General features: G+C 39.0%; 14 protein-coding genes. 8 read left to right on the top strand and 6 right to left on the bottom strand.

The window, feature by feature from the left end; translation table 11 throughout:
* Window positions 1-92 precede the first annotated feature (92 nt).
* Window positions 93-305: an adenylate/guanylate cyclase domain-containing protein gene (locus tag FJR08_RS04225; RefSeq protein WP_168632306.1), complete on the bottom strand. Its 213-nt coding sequence runs from the start codon at window positions 303-305 to the stop codon at window positions 93-95.
* Between the two features lie 114 nt (window positions 306-419).
* Here FJR08_RS04225 and FJR08_RS04220 point away from each other — a divergent pair, with 114 nt between their 5' ends.
* From FJR08_RS04220 to FJR08_RS04210, 3 genes are all read left to right on the top strand, one after another.
* Window positions 420-1484, top strand: coding sequence for an NADH:flavin oxidoreductase/NADH oxidase (locus FJR08_RS04220; RefSeq protein ID WP_168632264.1), 1065 nt, complete (start codon window positions 420-422; stop codon window positions 1482-1484).
* A 179-nt stretch (window positions 1485-1663) separates the two neighbouring features.
* Window positions 1664-3220, top strand: coding sequence for a DEAD/DEAH box helicase (locus FJR08_RS04215; protein ID WP_168632263.1), 1557 nt, complete (start codon window positions 1664-1666; stop codon window positions 3218-3220).
* Window positions 3150-4364, top strand: coding sequence for a DUF790 family protein (locus FJR08_RS04210; RefSeq protein ID WP_168632262.1), 1215 nt, complete (start codon window positions 3150-3152; stop codon window positions 4362-4364). The genes FJR08_RS04215 and FJR08_RS04210 overlap by 71 nt, the downstream gene beginning before the upstream one ends.
* A gap of 90 nt (window positions 4365-4454) precedes the next feature.
* Here FJR08_RS04210 and FJR08_RS04205 read toward each other — a convergent pair whose 3' ends face one another.
* From FJR08_RS04205 to FJR08_RS04195, 3 genes are all read right to left on the bottom strand, one after another.
* Window positions 4455-4715 carry a BrnA antitoxin family protein gene (locus tag FJR08_RS04205; RefSeq protein ID WP_148761391.1) on the bottom strand — a complete coding sequence of 87 codons (261 nt, stop codon included), beginning with the start codon at window positions 4713-4715 and terminating at the stop codon, window positions 4455-4457.
* A complete protein-coding gene (locus tag FJR08_RS04200) occupies window positions 4699-4971 on the bottom strand; it encodes a BrnT family toxin (RefSeq protein ID WP_168495787.1) in 273 nt (90 codons plus the stop codon). Before FJR08_RS04200 ends, FJR08_RS04205 begins: the two co-directional genes overlap by 17 nt.
* Window positions 4972-5168: 197 nt before the next feature.
* Entirely contained in the window at window positions 5169-6827 is a 1659-nt protein-coding gene (locus FJR08_RS04195; protein WP_168632261.1) for a DUF3352 domain-containing protein, read from the bottom strand.
* A gap of 613 nt (window positions 6828-7440) precedes the next feature.
* On the opposite strand from FJR08_RS04195, the gene FJR08_RS04190 reads away from it, so the two are divergent.
* Complete coding sequence (locus tag FJR08_RS04190; protein WP_168632260.1) at window positions 7441-10059, top strand: M1 family metallopeptidase; 2619 nt, start codon at window positions 7441-7443, stop codon at window positions 10057-10059.
* Between the two features lie 327 nt (window positions 10060-10386).
* On the opposite strand, the gene mrdA is transcribed toward FJR08_RS04190, so the two are convergent.
* Both mrdA and FJR08_RS23935 read right to left on the bottom strand, forming a co-directional pair.
* Window positions 10387-12165 carry a penicillin-binding protein 2 gene (gene mrdA / locus FJR08_RS04185; RefSeq protein ID WP_168632259.1) on the bottom strand — a complete coding sequence of 593 codons (1779 nt, stop codon included), beginning with the start codon at window positions 12163-12165 and terminating at the stop codon, window positions 10387-10389.
* A 26-nt stretch (window positions 12166-12191) separates the two neighbouring features.
* Window positions 12192-12326, bottom strand: a complete 135-nt coding sequence (locus FJR08_RS23935) for a hypothetical protein (RefSeq protein ID WP_256369707.1) — start codon at window positions 12324-12326, stop codon at window positions 12192-12194.
* Between FJR08_RS23935 and FJR08_RS04180 the strand changes: the two genes are divergently transcribed.
* From FJR08_RS04180 to FJR08_RS04165, 4 genes are all read left to right on the top strand, one after another.
* Window positions 12318-13454 (top strand): ABC transporter ATP-binding protein, encoded by a 1137-nt coding sequence (locus tag FJR08_RS04180; protein ID WP_015078615.1) that lies wholly within the window; start codon window positions 12318-12320, stop codon window positions 13452-13454. The two genes, FJR08_RS23935 and FJR08_RS04180, sit on opposite strands and share 9 nt — an antisense overlap.
* Window positions 13455-14537, top strand: a complete 1083-nt coding sequence (locus tag FJR08_RS04175; protein WP_168632258.1) for a spermidine/putrescine ABC transporter substrate-binding protein — start codon at window positions 13455-13457, stop codon at window positions 14535-14537. It begins immediately after the preceding gene.
* Between the two features lie 148 nt (window positions 14538-14685).
* Window positions 14686-15567, top strand: a complete 882-nt coding sequence (locus tag FJR08_RS04170) for an ABC transporter permease (RefSeq protein WP_174782979.1) — start codon at window positions 14686-14688, stop codon at window positions 15565-15567.
* Between the two features lie 178 nt (window positions 15568-15745).
* Window positions 15746-16852 (top strand): Gfo/Idh/MocA family protein, encoded by a 1107-nt coding sequence (locus tag FJR08_RS04165; RefSeq protein WP_015078618.1) that lies wholly within the window; start codon window positions 15746-15748, stop codon window positions 16850-16852.
* Window positions 16853-17207 lie beyond the last annotated feature (355 nt).

Below are 17207 nucleotides of genomic sequence, written 5' to 3'. Positions count from 1 at the left end.
TTAGTAACATCCTCAATAACAAATATACTGTAAAAATACTTCTATTGTCAGTATTAGAGGCACAAAAACTTTTACTCCTGACTTCTGCTGGATTATATCTTCCTTCCATGTAATAAATAAGTCATCATTTCCCCTTTACATTTAATTTTAATTAAACCCCTTTTTTCCAACAAATACTTATCTTTTAATATCTGATAGGTAGCTTCACAAATCTGGATATGATCAGGTATACCGTGAGATTCCATTCTACTGGCTGTATTCACCGTATCACCCGACAAGCAATAGTTGTAGGTTGATGTTTTAATTGTTTAGCAATTACCGCAGGTAAAATATTTAATAATAAACGTTCTAACAGTTATTTTAACCGGATCGAGTCACCCTATAATAATCTTTTACAGGTATCCGCAGGACATTCAATTATGCCGCATTTATTTGAGCCATTAAATCAACGCAGTGTTAACTTTCCCAATCGCATTGCGGTGTCACCCATGTGCCAGTATTCCAGCGAAAATGGCTTTGCAAATGACTGGCATCTCGTTCACCTTGTCAGTCGTGCTGTGGGAGGTGCAGGGCTGATTATGACGGAAGCAGCGGCAATTGAGCCACAAGGACGGATTACACCGCAAGATTTGGGAATTTGGCAAGATGCCCACATTGAAATGCTGGCGAAAATTGTCGAGTCACTACATCATCATGGGGCTGTAGCTGGGATTCAGCTTGCTCATGCCGGTCGAAAAGCTAGTACCACAGCACCTTGGGATGGAGGTGGAGAGCTTTCTGAATCTGAAGGAGGATGGACTCCAATCGCTCCCAGTGCTATTCCCTTTAGGTTAGAAAGTCCTGCTCCCAAAGCATTGAGTATTGAAGATATTAAAGAACTGATTGCATCATTTGTAAATGCGGCTCAACGTTCCCTAGCAGCCGGATTTAACTTAATTGAAATTCACGCGGCTCATGGTTACTTGTTGCATGAATTTATGTCTCCACTGAGCAATCAGCGGACAGATGAATACGGTGGCAGTTTTGAAAATCGGATTCGGTTTTTATGTGAAGTAGTTCAAGCCGTGCGAAACATTTTACCAGATCAGATGCCGCTGTGGGTGCGGATTTCTGCCATTGATTGGATTAGTGATGGTTGGGATATTGAGCAAAGTATTACCCTCTGTCATATTTTAAAATCCCTGGGTGTTGATTTAATAGATTGCTCATCAGGGGGAATTGTACCTGGAGAGAAATTTGTCCTTGGTGCTGGTTATCAAACTGCCTTTAGCGATCGCCTTCGCCGCGAAGCTAAAATCGCTACCGGAGCAGTGGGCATGATTACAGAACCGGCACAAGCCGATCAGATCCTTCGCACTGGACAAGCAGACATGGTGTTAATCGGTCGAGAAATGTTACGTGATCCTTACTGGGCAAGGCGGGCTGCAAAGCAAATACGCCAACCTGTATCAGTCCCCAAGCAGTATGATCGCGCCTGGCATTAAGAACATCTAAAACCAAATTAATATGAAGCTGCATAGAATACAATATCAAGAATAATTGACCGCAGATAAACGCAGATAAACGCAGATAAATATGGATGATTATTATTCTGTGCAGTCTCTCAATCCCCGTTTTGCGTTATGAGTAGTTACATCAGTGTAACTGGATTGAGAGAAAATAAATGGCTCGTCACCCGACTTTAACTTTTGATCGTGGCACGTTAATTTTACACCCACCACCACGCAGTAAAACTTGGATAGATTATGCAATTTGGGATGATAGAATTGAAAAATTCCGTATTCCGGCAATTAGATACCGTTCCTTAGTTGAAGCACTCCAAGCTGAAGGCACAGATTTTATTGATCAAGCCAAGGCTTTTTATCCCTTAGAGTTGGTTGCCAGTTTAGAAATGACTCCCTATCCTCACCAAAATGAGGCGTTAGCGGCTTGGAAACTCGCAGGACGACAGGGGGTAGTTGTGCTACCGACAGCAGCGGGTAAGACCTATTTAGCCCAAATGGCGATGCAAGCCACACCGCGCACCACGTTAATTGTCGTCCCCACCTTGGACTTAATGCACCAGTGGTATGCTCACTTAGTAGCGGCTTTTCCTGACGGGGAAGTAGGTTTACTGGGGGGTGGTTCGCGGGATAGAACCGCAATTTTAGTTGCTACCTATGATAGTGCGGCTATTCACGCAGAAAGTTTGGGTAATAAATATGCCTTAATAATTTTTGATGAATGTCACCATTTACCTACAGATTTTAACAGAGTTATTGCGGAATATGCGATCGCTCCCTATCGGCTAGGACTGTCCGCAACCCCAGAACGCACAGATGGTAAACACGCTGATTTAGATATCCTCATTGGTAAAGAAGTTTATCGCAAATGCGCTGAAGATTTAGCAGGAAAAGCTTTAGCTGCTCATGAAATTGTGCAAATTAAGGTTAAATTATCCCAATTAGAACGGGAAAAATATAATCAGTTAATTCAAACTCGCAATGATTTTTTAAAGCAATCAAAAATATCTTTAGGAAGTCTCCAAGGTTGGCAAATGTTTGTGCAAATGAGTGCGCGTTCTCAACCTGGACGTAGGGCAATGTTATCACATCGTCAAGCCAAAGAAATCGCTTTAGGCACAGATGGTAAAATCCGGGTACTTGTAGACTTATTAGCCACCCATTATCCCGAAAGAATTTTAATTTTTACCGCTGACAATGCCACAGTTTACCGCATTTCTCAAGACTTATTAATTCCCGCGATTACTCATCAAACACCAGTCAAAGAAAGACATGAAATCCTAACTAAATTTAAATCAGGTGAATATAATACTTTAGTTGCTTCTAATGTCTTAAATGAAGGTGTAGATGTCCCCGCAGCTAGTATTGCCATTATTTTATCAGGAACAGGTTCAACCAGGGAATATATTCAACGTTTAGGGAGGATTTTACGCAAAGGTAATATAGAAAATAAACAGGCAATTTTATATGAAGTCATAGCCGAAGATACCAGCGAAGAAGGAACTTCAGCCAGACGCAGAGGAGAAAATAATAGTCAGGAAGAAAAACCGCAAAGAGCAAATTTACAAGTTGTTTATAGTAGTGAAAAGAAAAGCGATTTAAAAGCAGCAGAACAGTTAGAAATTAATTATTCAACCGAAAAGAAAGATGTTACCAACAGACCTACTGATACACCGCCAAAACGGCGAAGAAATTATCCCAAAAAGACTGAAACTTGATCAAAAACATTTGAATCTAGCAACTGAATTAATTAGCTTTTTTCAGGAAGCAGTCGGAAAAACTCAAGGATTATTAGAACGTCAGTTAGCAGACTTTGAAGGAGATACCACAGATTACCGCATGAAACGGGGTTTAGCTTATATTCTGAAAAGTGGTTTTTGTACATTTGAAGTAGTTAGTCCCCTCGAACCTCCCATGTTAAGAGCAAAAGTATTTGCATTAGCAGCAAAATCCGTTGCTAGTCGAGAATCAACTGATATTATTTTAAATAAAATTGCTGATGATTTAAGTCAAGAACTCAACCAAGAAGTTTTACCTGCTCAAATAAAAAATGGACTTTATGCTGATTTATCAGAAAATAAAATTTTAACTGCTTTTGATGCACCTAAACCAGAAGAAGTTTTACATCGTTATAATTTATCTCAAGTCCAAGGAGTTTTTTATAAAGCTAGTCAATTAGTATTAAATGCACATCGCAATGTTCCCGGAGAATATAAACTCTTATTTCGTTATTTAAAGCTATTTCAACTAATGGCTTATATTGAAGGTGATGCTGATCATGGTTTTACAATTAGTGTGGATGGTCCTACCAGTTTATTTACTCCCAGCACCCGCTACGGTTTAGCCATAGCCAAACTAATTCCGGCTTTACTTCATGTCACCAAATGGAGTTTATCAGCAACCTTAAAAACCCGTGATTCTTATACAAACGAATGGAAAACCGGACGATTCACCCTCAATTCAGAATGTGGATTAGTATCCCATTATCCCCCAGGTAAACCCTATGATAGTATGTTAGAAGAATCCTTTGCGAGTAAATGGGATGCCTTAAAAAGTGGTTGGATCTTAGAACGAGAAGTAGATTTAATTCCCATTCCTGGTAGTGTGATGATTCCCGATTTTCGGCTAGTTCATCCAGACGGACGGGTGTTTATCTTAGAAATTGTCGGTTATTGGCGACCAGAATATTTACAAAAGAAATTTGCTCAAGTAAGAAAGGCAAATTGTGATAATTTGATCTTAGCAATTTCCGAAAGATTGAACCTAGAAAAAGCCGGAGTCAAACTAGATAACGTTCCCGCAAGAATAATTTGGTTTAAAGAAAAACTCTTACCAAAATCTGTATTAGCCGTCATGGAATAATCACAATTTTATATGAAACTGTACAGAATCATAAAAATCTGCGTTTATCTGCGTTTATCTGCATTTATCCGCGTTCAATTAATAATAAACTTAACTAACAACAGTTACAGCCCGCAGTTCTTCTTGAAAGACTCGGCGTAGTGTATCTTCATCTAAGGGGGGTTTGGCTTGATCAAGATATTCTCGTAACGCTTGGTTCATCATTGTTTGATAACCTTTCCCTTCAGCGTCTCCTTTTTGTCTAAACGCTTCCAAAATATCATCATCAATATAGATGGTAATACGAGTTTTACCTTGTTGTGGGATAATCGCACCCCGTTTAGCTTGATCAAAATCATATTCCGGTTTCATATTCACGTCTCTCCTTAGGAGTAGCAGGACGGGCAGAAATTAAGCGAATGTTATCACCTCGATAGGTATAGACTACTACTAGCAACCGCCAAAGGTGATCCATCCCCATAATAATAAATCGTTGTTCACCTTGTGCTGATTGATCTTCAAAAGAAAGTGCATAAGGATCGAACAAGACGGCCTCAGCATCAGAAAAACTGACTCCGTGTTTTTGTAAATTGCTTTTAGCTTTTTCAGGATTCCATTCAACTTGCATACATATATTATATGTATTTGTGAGAATTATGTCTAAGGAATCGTAAAGTCTATTTTGACTAGAAATCTGATTCCAGTAAATAAGGTGCGTCAGAGAGAAGATATCTGTTTTTTACCAAATTATCGGGTCTGACGCACCCTACAAACTACTCTCTGTGCCTTGTGCGTCTCTGCGTGAAAAAAATTCAAAAAAGAATATTATTTCCCTTTACCAGATTTAAGAGATAACAACATCTCCATTTGAGTCAGAGATTTACTAGGACTATTAACAGTCACACCAATACCACGAAGAGAATCGAGAATAGCAGTAGCGTCCGCAGGTAAAGGTTGACTTTGAGCGGATAAACGCTCAATTATGGTTTTGGTTTTTTCCATATCTAAATAGAAATAACCACCATTGGGTTTTTGTAAAGAACCTGTAACAGTTTTAAAAGTATCACTTTGATCAAGTGCTGCACCTTTGCGATCTGCTAGTGTTTCCGCAACGGGTCCACCAATAGCCAGAAATGCCGTATTATCATTAAGCCAACCATGTGCCACTAGAGCGCCTTGTTGGGGAATTTGCCATTCTGTGACATTTTTACCGCCAATGGTTCTTTGAGCGACATTCAGCCGTTGCTGTTTGGCAAAATTATCGAGTTTAGTGAAAGTGGCTTCAGCAGTTTTGCGATCGCTCGTATCTAATACTAGCGCACCTCCAAAACCGGTATTAGCTAATAAACCTTGATTAGATTGAATTGCACCTAAACCAAACTCTCCATTCATCCAGCCAAAAATATCTTTATCTAAATCAATTTGCAGGACTTTTAGTTGAGTCCGCGCTTGTTGAATTCCTTGATTTAATTCCGGATAATCTTTAGATTGTTCCACAAAAGTTTGCCAACTTTTACTAATACCTTGTCCACTAGCTAAAGCCAAAGTTTCACTGGGGAATTGTCCCACAATTTTGGCGGGAGTAGTTTGATATTCAAATTTATTCAGTTGGGGATCTAAATTCACAATTGCTTTTAATCTTAATCCGCCATCATCTATGCCCACACCTGCTGTCAGTGATTTGACTTGCTTAATTTGCGCGAGGGTTTGTGGAGGTAATTGTTTAGATTGAGGATTGAAAGCAGTTAATTGTTTTACCATATTGGCATAATCAGGAACATAAATTTGCGCTAAACTGTTTTTAACATCCACACCTTTGCTAAGAATATCATTTGCCCCTTCTTTACTTGCAAAAGAAGGTTCGCCTTTATAGGTATCAATCGCTTTTTCTACAGATTGTTTATTGGATGTAAACAGCAAATGGTCATTATTCAAAACTGTTACATAAGTCGGTTGACCTTGACCAGTAGATTCGATAATTTTTTGACCTTTGTAGTCCGATTCCTGAATTTTGACGTTTTTTTGGTCTTTCAACTTATTGGCAAATTTCAAAGCAGCTATTTTATCTTTAATCCCTACCACTAACAAATAATTTGGGGCTTCGGAGGTGGGAAAGTTATTCTCGGATACTTTTTTTGCATCTGGTGGTAGTACCGCAATCATCACCCCACCAACCCAAGGTTTGATATCTGCTTCGTAAGAAATTTTATGATCATTCAACATTTGTTGGTTGAAACTCTGGAATTCTTTGGCCAGTAATTTCTGCGCTTCCGGTGTACCAAACTGCTGTAACTTATGCCAGGATTCAGGATTAGTGTCAATATAAGTTGCCATTAGAGCAGTTGCAGGTACTAATTTAGCACTACCTAAAGGACTAGAACTATCACCACCACCCTTTAGATACATATAAGCTGCTATGCCTCCTGCTATAATTACAGCAGTACCGATTATAGGGATTAAAAATGATGATTTCTTTTCAGACATTGGTAAATGCTCCTTGTTGTTGTAAATTTTATTGCAGAATCTACGCAATGATCATTGGTAGACAGAGGATTTTATCTAATGGAGAACCCATGAAAAACAAGTATATTTTGGGGATTTTGTCAACTGAGTTGATATCAGTAAATATCGCATATTGAGTATAAAAGGGTGAAAATACCTCGCGGTTAGAGACAGTTTACAATCAAGTGGTGAAAAAACATAATTCCCAGAGATTTTGATGTTTAAATCCTTTTTTTATCCCTAATTTCCGCTAATTTTACGGTAATTACTGATATAATTAACGGTTTATGCTCACCAAAAAGTTGTAATTGGGTCTAAATAATACTCCATTATGGTTAAGGCTGAATCCGCAAATGATATCTTATTCCTGTGAAAACAATAGTCAATTTCTCATCTCCAAGTTATTCTAAAACTAATCTATATGGAAAATTAGTAGTATTTGTACTCAATAACAAATGATCACGGATCAAGATTCTCTTGAATCAAGGTAGGGAAGAGTTTGCTGATCAAAAAATGTCATACTACGCTACACTTCTTTACTTGTATGATTTACATCCCATTAAATCTTTTAGAATTAGAAGGCTAGAAATAATAAATGTTGCAGTTTTATTTTGATACCGAAAAAACCGGACACAAACGTTTTGAGTTACCAGGGGCAAAACCACACTATAACCCTGACCGACCTGGACAGGTAGAACATATTTTTCTGGATCTGAGTTTGGATATCCCTAACCAAAGTTGCTACGGAACTTGTAGTATTCGCCTATTACCAGTGCGGAATGGGATTGATAGATTGACTTTGGATGCGGTAAATCTGAAGATCACCGCTGTACAAGTAAACGCAGTTGAGCAAAAATTTGAATATGATGGCGAAAAACTTGGTATCTACCTGTCACAACCCACTGAAATTGGTCATCGCTTGTTAATTGCGATCGCCTACGCCGCCGAAAAACCCCAACGGGGCATTTACTTTATTCAACCAAACAAACACTACCCCCACAAACCGACCCAAGTCTGGACACAAGGAGAAGACGAAGATTCTCGCTACTGGTTTCCCTGTTTCGACTACCCTGGACAATTATCAACTTCAGAAATTCGCGTTCGTGTTCCCAATCCCTTAGTAGCTATCTCCAACGGTGAACTAATTGACACCGTAGAGGAGGCAAAATACAAAACCTACCATTGGTCACAACAACAAGTTCATCCTACCTACTTGATGACCTTAGCCGTTGGTGATTTTGCGGAAATTCGGGACGAGTGGCATGATAAACCCGTTACCTACTACGTCGAAAAGGGACGAGAAGCAGATGCTCAACGCAGCATGGGCAAAACTCCCCAAATGATTGAATTTCTCAGTGAAAAGTATGGTTATCCTTACGCTTTCCCCAAATATGCTCAAGTTTGCGTAGATGACTTTATTTTTGGAGGCATGGAAAATACTTCCACAACTCTATTAAGTGACCGATGTTTACTAGACGAACGAGCAATATTAGATAATCGTAATACCGAAAGTTTAGTTGTCCACGAACTTGCACACCAATGGTTTGGGGATTTGGTGGTAATTAAACATTGGTCCCATGCTTGGATTAAGGAAGGCATGGCTTCCTATTCAGAGGTAATGTGGACCCAACGGGAATATGGCGACCAAGAAGCCGCATATTATCGGTTAAAGGAAGCGTGTAGTTATTTAAGTGAAGATAGCAGTCGCTACCGCAGACCCATGGTAACTCATGTTTACCGGGAAGCAATTGAACTTTATGACCGCCACATTTATGAAAAAGGATCTTGTGTTTATCACATGATTCGGGCAGAATTGGGCGATGAATTATTTTGGCAAGCAGTCCAAACATTTGTTCAAGACAACGCCCACAACACTGTCGAAACCATAGACTTATTAAGAGCAATTGAAAAAGCCACAGGACGAAATTTGGCTTTCCTGTTTGATCAATATGTCTATCGTGGTGGTCATCCTGATTTTAAAGTAGCTTATGCCTGGGATGGTGACGCAAATTTAGCGAAGGTGACAGTCACCCAAACCCAAGCCACAGCCGATAGTAAGGATTTATTTAATCTCAGGATTCCCATTGGTTTTGGATATAAAGAAAATTCCCAACTCACAACTTTTACAGTTCGGGTACATGAAAAAGAACAAAGTTTTTACTTTCCACTAACACAAAAGCCTGATTTTATTAGCTTTGATGTGGGCAATAATTACTTAAAAACAGTCAAGTTAGAATTTCCAATTTCCGAATTAAAAGCCCAATTAGAATTTGATCCTCATCCCATTTCTCGCATTTATGCTGCGGAAGCTTTAGCGAAAAAAGGCGGATTGGAAGCGACTTTAGCCCTATCCTCAGCTTTGAAAAATGAGCCTTTTTGGGGTGTGCGGGTCGAAGTTGCTAAGGAATTGGCAGAAATTCAATTAGATCAAGCTTTTGATGGTTTAGTAGCTGGATTAGATGATCCTAGTCCCTTTGTGCGGCAGGCTGTGATTAGTTCTTTAGCGCGAATTAAAACTCATAATAGTTATAAAGCTGTAAAGAGTGTTGTCCAACATGGGGATGCCAGCTACTATGTAGAAGCTGCGGCTTGTCGGACTATTGCGGCTATAGCAGCGGCACATTTGGAAGATAAACCCCATGAAGACAAGGTAATCAAGTTACTCAAATCTGTTTTAGAAGAACGGGCTGGTTGGAATGAAGTTGTCCGCAGTGGGGCTGTGGCTGGTTTAGCTGAATTCAAATCCTCAGAAGCAGCTTTAAGTTTATTACTGGAATACACGAAAGCTGGGATACCGCAACCATTACGTCTTGGTGCAATTCGCGCTGTTGGCAAAATTTCCACTGGTCAAACTCCCGCTAATATCGAACGAATTTTAGACCGATTAGCGGAAATTGCTAGAGAGACTTTCTTTTTAACTCAGGTAGCGGTTTTAACAGCCTTGGGACAAATGGAAACTCCCAAAGCCATTGGTATTTTGCAATCTTTAGCCAATCAAACCGCAGATGGCCGTGTTCGTCGCTATGCTGAAGAGGAAGTGAGTAAAGTGCAAAAGAATATTGGCACAGACAAAACCTTGAAGCAATTACGTGAGGAACTTAATCAAATTAAACAGCAAAATCAGGAATTGAAAAGCCGGCTGGAAAATTTGGAAGCAAAATCAAATTCAGAGGCAACGGGGAACGGGGAACGGGAAACAGATAAGAGGTTTTGAGCAACTTTACTTTTCGTTACATATTACTCTTCGAGAAGCCGCTCCGCGTCTACGGTTTTTTCCGTTCACCTACTTAGTCTGTCAAATTTATTTTGACGAGTTTTTGGTAGTGCGGGCATCTTGCCCGCTAATCATCAAGGATGCCTAAAAACTTTTTGGATTTTTAGGTGTCAATTCCGGGGTTTTCAGCCTATTTTCTGATAACTCTACTTTAGGTAGTAGAAATATTTTTTGAGGTTGAGTAGTCTTAAATTCATTAATGCCTGAAAAACGTATATGTACCCTGGAGATAATTTCAGGGTATTTTTTTGTGTTTTTAACAATCACCTATTTTCGAGCAAAATGTTTTTCCATTACTTCTAAAATCATGGGTGCTGCAACACTACCACCACCACCACCGGAATGTTCAGCAAAGGCCACCACTAAAATTTCTGGCTTATCCGCAGGTGCATAAGCCCCAAACCAAGCGTGATTTTCTTTAACTCTTTTCTTCCAAGCTTCAGCCGTCCCACTCTTACCGGCTACCGGGGGAAGAGAGGGGACATTTAAGACCTTACCTGTACCTTCACTAACCACCTTTCGTAATCCTTCACGCAAAATTTTGACAGTTGTGGGCTTGAGATTTAATGATTCTCTCCAGCTTCTAGCTTCTTCATTATCTTTCAACACATGGGGTTGGACGCGATAACCACCATTAGCCGGGACAGCAAACATGACTGCGACTTGTAAAGGTGTAGCTTGTAAAGCCCCTTGGCCAATGGACATATTCACAGTGTCACCGACACTCCAAGGTATCTTCCATGTTTTCTGTTTCCAATTTTCATCGGGAACTAAACCCTTGGACTCTTCTGTAGTAAATTCAAAGCCGGTTTTTTGACCAAATCCATATTTACGAGTCCATTCGATCAATGTTGGTCCACCGACTCGCTTACCAATTTGATAAAAGAAGGTATCGCTACTCCACTGCATCGCTCCTACAAAACCCAATGGTCCAAAACCAGCATGATTCCATTCACCAAAGGTAGTCCCACCAATAGTTAAAGAACCGTAGGTTTGTAATACCGTATCAGGAGAAAATTTACCTGATTCTAGTGCAGCGGTTGTGGTGACGATTTTAAAGGTACTGGCTGGAGGAAAGACACTAATGGCACGATTGACTAAAGGATGTTCAGAACCTTGGACAGTTTCCCAATCTTTTTGAGAAAGTTTTTGTTTAGAAAAGATATTGGGGTCAAAGGTGGGATGAGATACCATGGCTAAGATAGCCCCATTTTTAGGGTCAATGGCGACTATTGCGCCATTGCGTTTACCTAAAGCTTTTTCTGCTGCCATTTGTATATCTAAATCTATGGTCAAGTGCAGATCATTACCAGCTTTCGCTTGTTTGCTTCCCAATATTCGTAGAGGTCTACCGCTACCATCTACTTCTATTTGCTGCCCTCCCCATTCACCTCTTAACAATTTTTCATACGCTTTTTCTACTCCCATTTGACCCATGACATCTCCTAATCTGTAGCCTTCAGCTTTCTTTTTTTCCAACTGTTTAGCGGTAACTTCACGGGTGTAGCCAAGTATATGAGCCAACTCTTGACCATGAGGATAATAACGCACCGCTTCAGTATTTATTTCTACTCCTGGTAGTTCATTTTCATACTCTTTTAAGGCTGTTACCTGTGCTTCGTTTAAATTGCGAGCGATGCGAATTAGTGAAGAATGATTAACAGCAGATTGTTCAAGTGTTTTCTCGATCTCTTCTGGGGAGGTGTCGAGAATTTTGGCTAGACGTGGACCAACTACCGGCCAGGAGGGTTTGGTATGTGCCATTGGCCACAAATATACAGATCGGGGATAACGGGTGCTGGCTAATAATTTACCATTTCGGTCAAAAATATTACCTCTTTCTGGTTGTTTGGAAATAATCCGAATCCGATTAGATTCTGCGCGGATGCGGTGGTTTTTTCCTTCGATAATTTGTAAATATATTAATCTAGCGCCGATACCAGATAACATTAATAATGTGAATAAAATTACAAATGTGGATTGGACACCACGTCCAACTGTGCGTGTATTTTTTTTTATACTAAATAATGATGATAAGATAGCCATAGGAATTGGGGAGTGGGGAGTGGGGACTAGGGACTGGAACTGACAACGAACAACTGTACGGGCGAAGCATTTGGAGAACTATTTTTGGCAATGACCGATAATTTATCTTCCAAATGCTTCGCCCCTACTGACAACTGACAACTGACAAGATTATGGCTCAAACTGCGATACAGAATCAAAGAGGTTCAAAAACATTACAGCCACTTGATGTTGAATTGCGTAATGTATTTAAGTTTTTCAACCAAGAACCCGCAGTCCACGGAGTGGATTTGGATGTTAGGCAGGGAGAGTTCTTTAGTATTTTAGGTCCATCTGGTTGTGGAAAAACAACGACACTCCGCTTAATTGCTGGATTTGAAAGGGTGGATGCTGGGAAGTTACTCATTCAAGGTCAGTTAATGACTGATGTTCCTCCTTATCTGCGACCTGTGAATACTGTATTTCAAAGTTATGCTTTATTTAATCACTTGAATGTGTGGGAAAACATTGCTTTTGGATTGCGATTAAAAAAAATATCCAAATCGGAAATTGCTAGTCGCGTTACAGATGCTTTGAAACTAGTAAAAATGGAAAGTTTGCGATCGCGTGTTCCTAGTCAACTCTCCGGTGGTCAACAACAGCGGGTAGCCTTAGCAAGGGCTTTGGTTAATCGTCCCGCAGTTATTCTCCTCGATGAACCTTTGGGAGCATTAGACTTAAAACTTCGCAAGGAGATGCAGGTTGAGTTATCTAATCTTCACAAGGATTTAGGGTTAACTTTTGTGATGGTGACACATGATCAGGAAGAAGCACTATGCTTATCTGATCGCATTGCGGTGATGAATCAAGGCAAAATAGAACAAATTGGTACTCCTAGCCAAATTTACGAAAGTCCGCAAACACCTTTTGTGGCTGACTTTATTGGTGATACTAATCTATTTAGCGGTGAAATTGTGGAAGTAGATGCAGAATCTGTGACAATTTCTACTAAAACCGGATTAACCATAATTGTTGGTCGTAATGAACAAACTCCTCTAAAAATAGCTCAAAGTGTTGTTGTTAGTGTGCGTCCTGAAAAAATTCAACTTTCCCTTTATCAACCTAATATACCCACAAATTGTTTCGAGGGACGACTAATTAATGTCATGTATTTAGGAACTCATGTTAATTATGTTGTGGAATTAATCAATGGTGTGAACCTCAATGTTTTACAACCCAATACTTATGGTAGCTTACCAGATAGAAATACACCCATTTATGCTTGGTGGGAAAAATTTGACTGTTTAGCTATTAGTCAAGATGTAAATTAGATGACTAACAGACGGAATTTTCTCAAAAAGATGGCGGCATTTTCTACCTTATCTTTAGGTAGTTGTGGTTGGCGACTAGCTAATGTGGGGTCAAACTATATTAGCTCTAATCAAAGTGACAAACTATATATTTATACCTGGACTCAATATACAGATAAAGAATTAATAACTACCTTCACGACCCAAACAGGTGTGAAAGTAATAGCAGATGTATATGAATCCAATGATGTGATGTTGGCTAAGTTGCAAGCTGGAGGTGGTGGTACTTATAGCATCATTTACCCATCTGACTATATGGTACAAAAGATGGCGGAAAAAGGGTTATTAATAGAAATAGATCATAGCCGTTTAATTGGCTTAGATAATTTATTTTCCCAATTTCATAATCCCACTTATGACCCGAATAACCGTTATAGTCTTCCTTTTAATTGGGGAACAACGGGTTTATTATATAATTCAGAAAAACTCACAAATGCCCCTGAAGATTGGGAATATCTTTGGCAAAATCAAGATCAACTAAATAAACGCTTTACCTTACTCAATGATGTGCGAGAGGTAATGGGTGCAACATTACGGATGTTAGGTTATTCCTATAATTCCCAAAATGAAACTGAGGTTAGACAAGCATATCAGAAATTGCAGATATTAAAACCTGCTATTGCGGCTTTTGATACAGATGCTTGGCAAAATAAAATTCTGGCGGGAGATTTAGCGGTCGCTATGTGTTATTCTGCTGATGCCGTCAAAATTTGCCAGGAAAATCCCAAACTCAAATTTGTAATTCCTCGTAGTGGTTCTTCATTATGGACTGATACCATCGTCATTCCCAAATCTAATCCGAATATAGCTGGTGCTTATGCCTGGATTAACTTAATTTTGCAACCAGAAGTAGCAGCGAAAATTTCCGAACGTTTATATATTTCTACTCCTAATCGGGCAGGATTTGAAAATTTACCAAAAGCAATTCAAGAGAATACTAATTTATTTCCTCCTCAATCACTTTTAGCAAAGTGTGAACGTCTAACTCCTTTAGGAAAATTTGAAGAGATTTATGAACGTTATTGGACTCAATTACTAACTTAAGGAGTCAGGAGTCAGGAGTCAGGAGTCAGGAGAAAGAAGGAGGAAAGGAGGAAAGAAAGAAGGAGGAAAATATTTTGTCCTATGGCTTTTACCGTAAATATTAATATCTCATTCAAGTGCATACCGCTATACAATCACTAATTTGCAAATGGAATCTTCTAGCGACCTGAACAAAATAGAGAAATTACAACCTGCTGGGAAAAATTGGTTATCTCCTTTGGGCTTACTAGCACCATCTGGTATTTGGTTATTAATGTTGCTAGTTTTGCCAACATTAATAATTTTTGAGTTAAGTTTAGTCCCGGATATTCGACCAGGAGATTTAGTAAATCCCAGCGGTTTAGGTAACTATCTTCGCATTTTTGAACCGATTTATTTAAAGGTGATATTCAACTCACTTCTTTTGGCATTTGGTACTACTATTATTACTTTAATTTTAGGTTTTCCCGTTGCTTATTGGATTGCTTTAATAGCACCGAAGCGGTGGCAAACTTTATTAGTATTAGCTTTTGTTTTACCTTTATGGACTTCTTCTTTATTGCGTTCTTACGCATGGATTACAATTTTACGTCCCACTGGATTATTAAATAGTATATTAGCCAGTTTTGGTTTACCCGCTATCAATATTTTGAACAGTAACTTAGCGGTATTAATTGGCATGAGTTACAGCCTGTTACCCTACATGGTATTAATTTTATATGCTTCCTTAGAAAAGTTAGATAAACAATTGTTAGAAGCTGCTGCTGATTTGGGTGCAAATCCCATGCAAACCTTTTGGAAAGTGACTGTACCTCAAGTTTTACCAGGAATTGCGGCTGGTTCGCTACTAGTTTTTATTACTGGGTTAGGAGATTTTATAGACCCAGAATTACTGGGTGGTGCTTCGAGTATGACTGCTGCGCGGTTAGTTTATAATCAGTTTCTAGGTGCTAGTCAAAATTGGGGGTTTGGTTCAGCATTGAGTATGACCTTGATTTTGATGGTGAGTATTGCAATTGCTTTCGTGATTAAATTTGATCAAACTAAATAATTGATTTTCTATCTTCACAAAGGTACAATTATTTTTAACTTACCTTTGGGGGTTAAAGTCCCCTGCTTCTACAAGCAGCGGGTTTTGCGTCGGGGTAAAATCCCCGTTGCAAAACGTAATTCTAAATTCTAAATTCTAAATTCTGCATTCTTTTAAGTAAACTTAGCAAAGACTAAACATGATTGGGGTAGCAGTTATTGGCACGGGATTTGGTCAAAAAGTCCATATTCCCGCATTTCAAGCACATCATAATACTAAGATTGTCGCTGTTTATCATCGAGATGTCAATAAAGCAAAAACTATTGCAGAAACTCATAATATCCCTTATGCAAGCGATAATTTAGCCGAAATTCTAGCTTTACCGACAGTTGAAGCTGTCAGCATTTCCACACCGCCATTTTTACACTATGAAATGGCTAAACAGGTTTTGCAAGCTGGTAAACATCTTTTGTTAGAAAAACCTATAACTTTAAATGTCAATGAATCTCAAGAATTATATCAATTAGCCAAAAATCAAGGTGTAATTGCCACTGTAGATTTTGAATTTCGGTTTGTTCCAGAATGGCAATTTTTTGCTCAACTTCTTGCTGAAAATTATGTGGGGAATATCCGATTAATTAAAATTGATTGGTTGGGTTCTTCTCGCGCTGATACTTCTCGTCCTTGGAATTGGTATTCTACTCAAGAAAAAGGTGGTGGTGCTTTAGGTTCTTTAGGTTCTCATGCTTTTGATTATATTAATTGGTTATTTGGTCCAGTTCACAAATTAAACGCTCATTTAATTACTGCTATTTCGGAAAGAGTTAATCCAGTAACTGGAGAATTACAAGCAGTTGATACTGATGATACTTGTTTATTATCTCTAGAATTGGCAAATGGTACACCTTGCCAAGTTGCTATTAGTGCGGTTGTTCATGCAGCTAGAACTCATTGGATAGAAGTTTATGGTGATAAGGGAACATTAGTTTTAGGTAGCAAGAATCAAAAAGACTATATTCATGGTTTTCGGGTTTGGGGTTCTCAACCGGGAGAATCTTTAACAGAAATAGCAATTCCCCAACAATTTCTCTTTCCTCAACATTATCATGATGGGCGAATTTGTGCTTTTCTTCGTGTTGTTGATGAATGGGTAAAAGGAATTACTAATCATCAAGAAATTACACCTTCTTTAAAAGAAGGGGTTTATTCGCAATTGTTAATGGATTTATCCCATGAATCTCATGAAACAGGAAGTTGGGTAAATGTGCCAAGTTTGGAAGAGTTGGTTCTACCGCTCCCCTTGTGATTAAATATCCCTTTTATATATCCAGAACCATTGATGTATATAAGTTTTAAGTTTTATCCAAATTAATAGCGATTCCTATGTCCTAGGTCGCGCTAGTAGTTCGTCAAATTTATTTTGACGGGTAATGATCGGAAAAAACTTCTGTTTTTCCCTCCTCTTCTCCCCCTGCTTGCCTTTACCCGTCATTTTTGGATTGACAGACTACTAGTTCCCTCTTAATGAGAACTTGGTCTTATGTCTTAGTGTAACTGATACATTATAATACTAATGCTACCTTAATAAAACCCACCTTCCGCTTGTTCCTGATAATGGATTTTAATACCATTTTTGGTAATTCATAGCGGCTCTTGTGTCT

It is taken from the genome of Dolichospermum sp. UHCC 0260 (genome assembly GCF_009711985.1).
Taxonomy (GTDB): domain Bacteria; phylum Cyanobacteriota; class Cyanobacteriia; order Cyanobacteriales; family Nostocaceae; genus Dolichospermum; species Dolichospermum lemmermannii.
The sequence above is the reverse complement of the archived record's forward strand: the minus strand, read 5'-3'. Positions and strand labels throughout refer to the sequence as shown.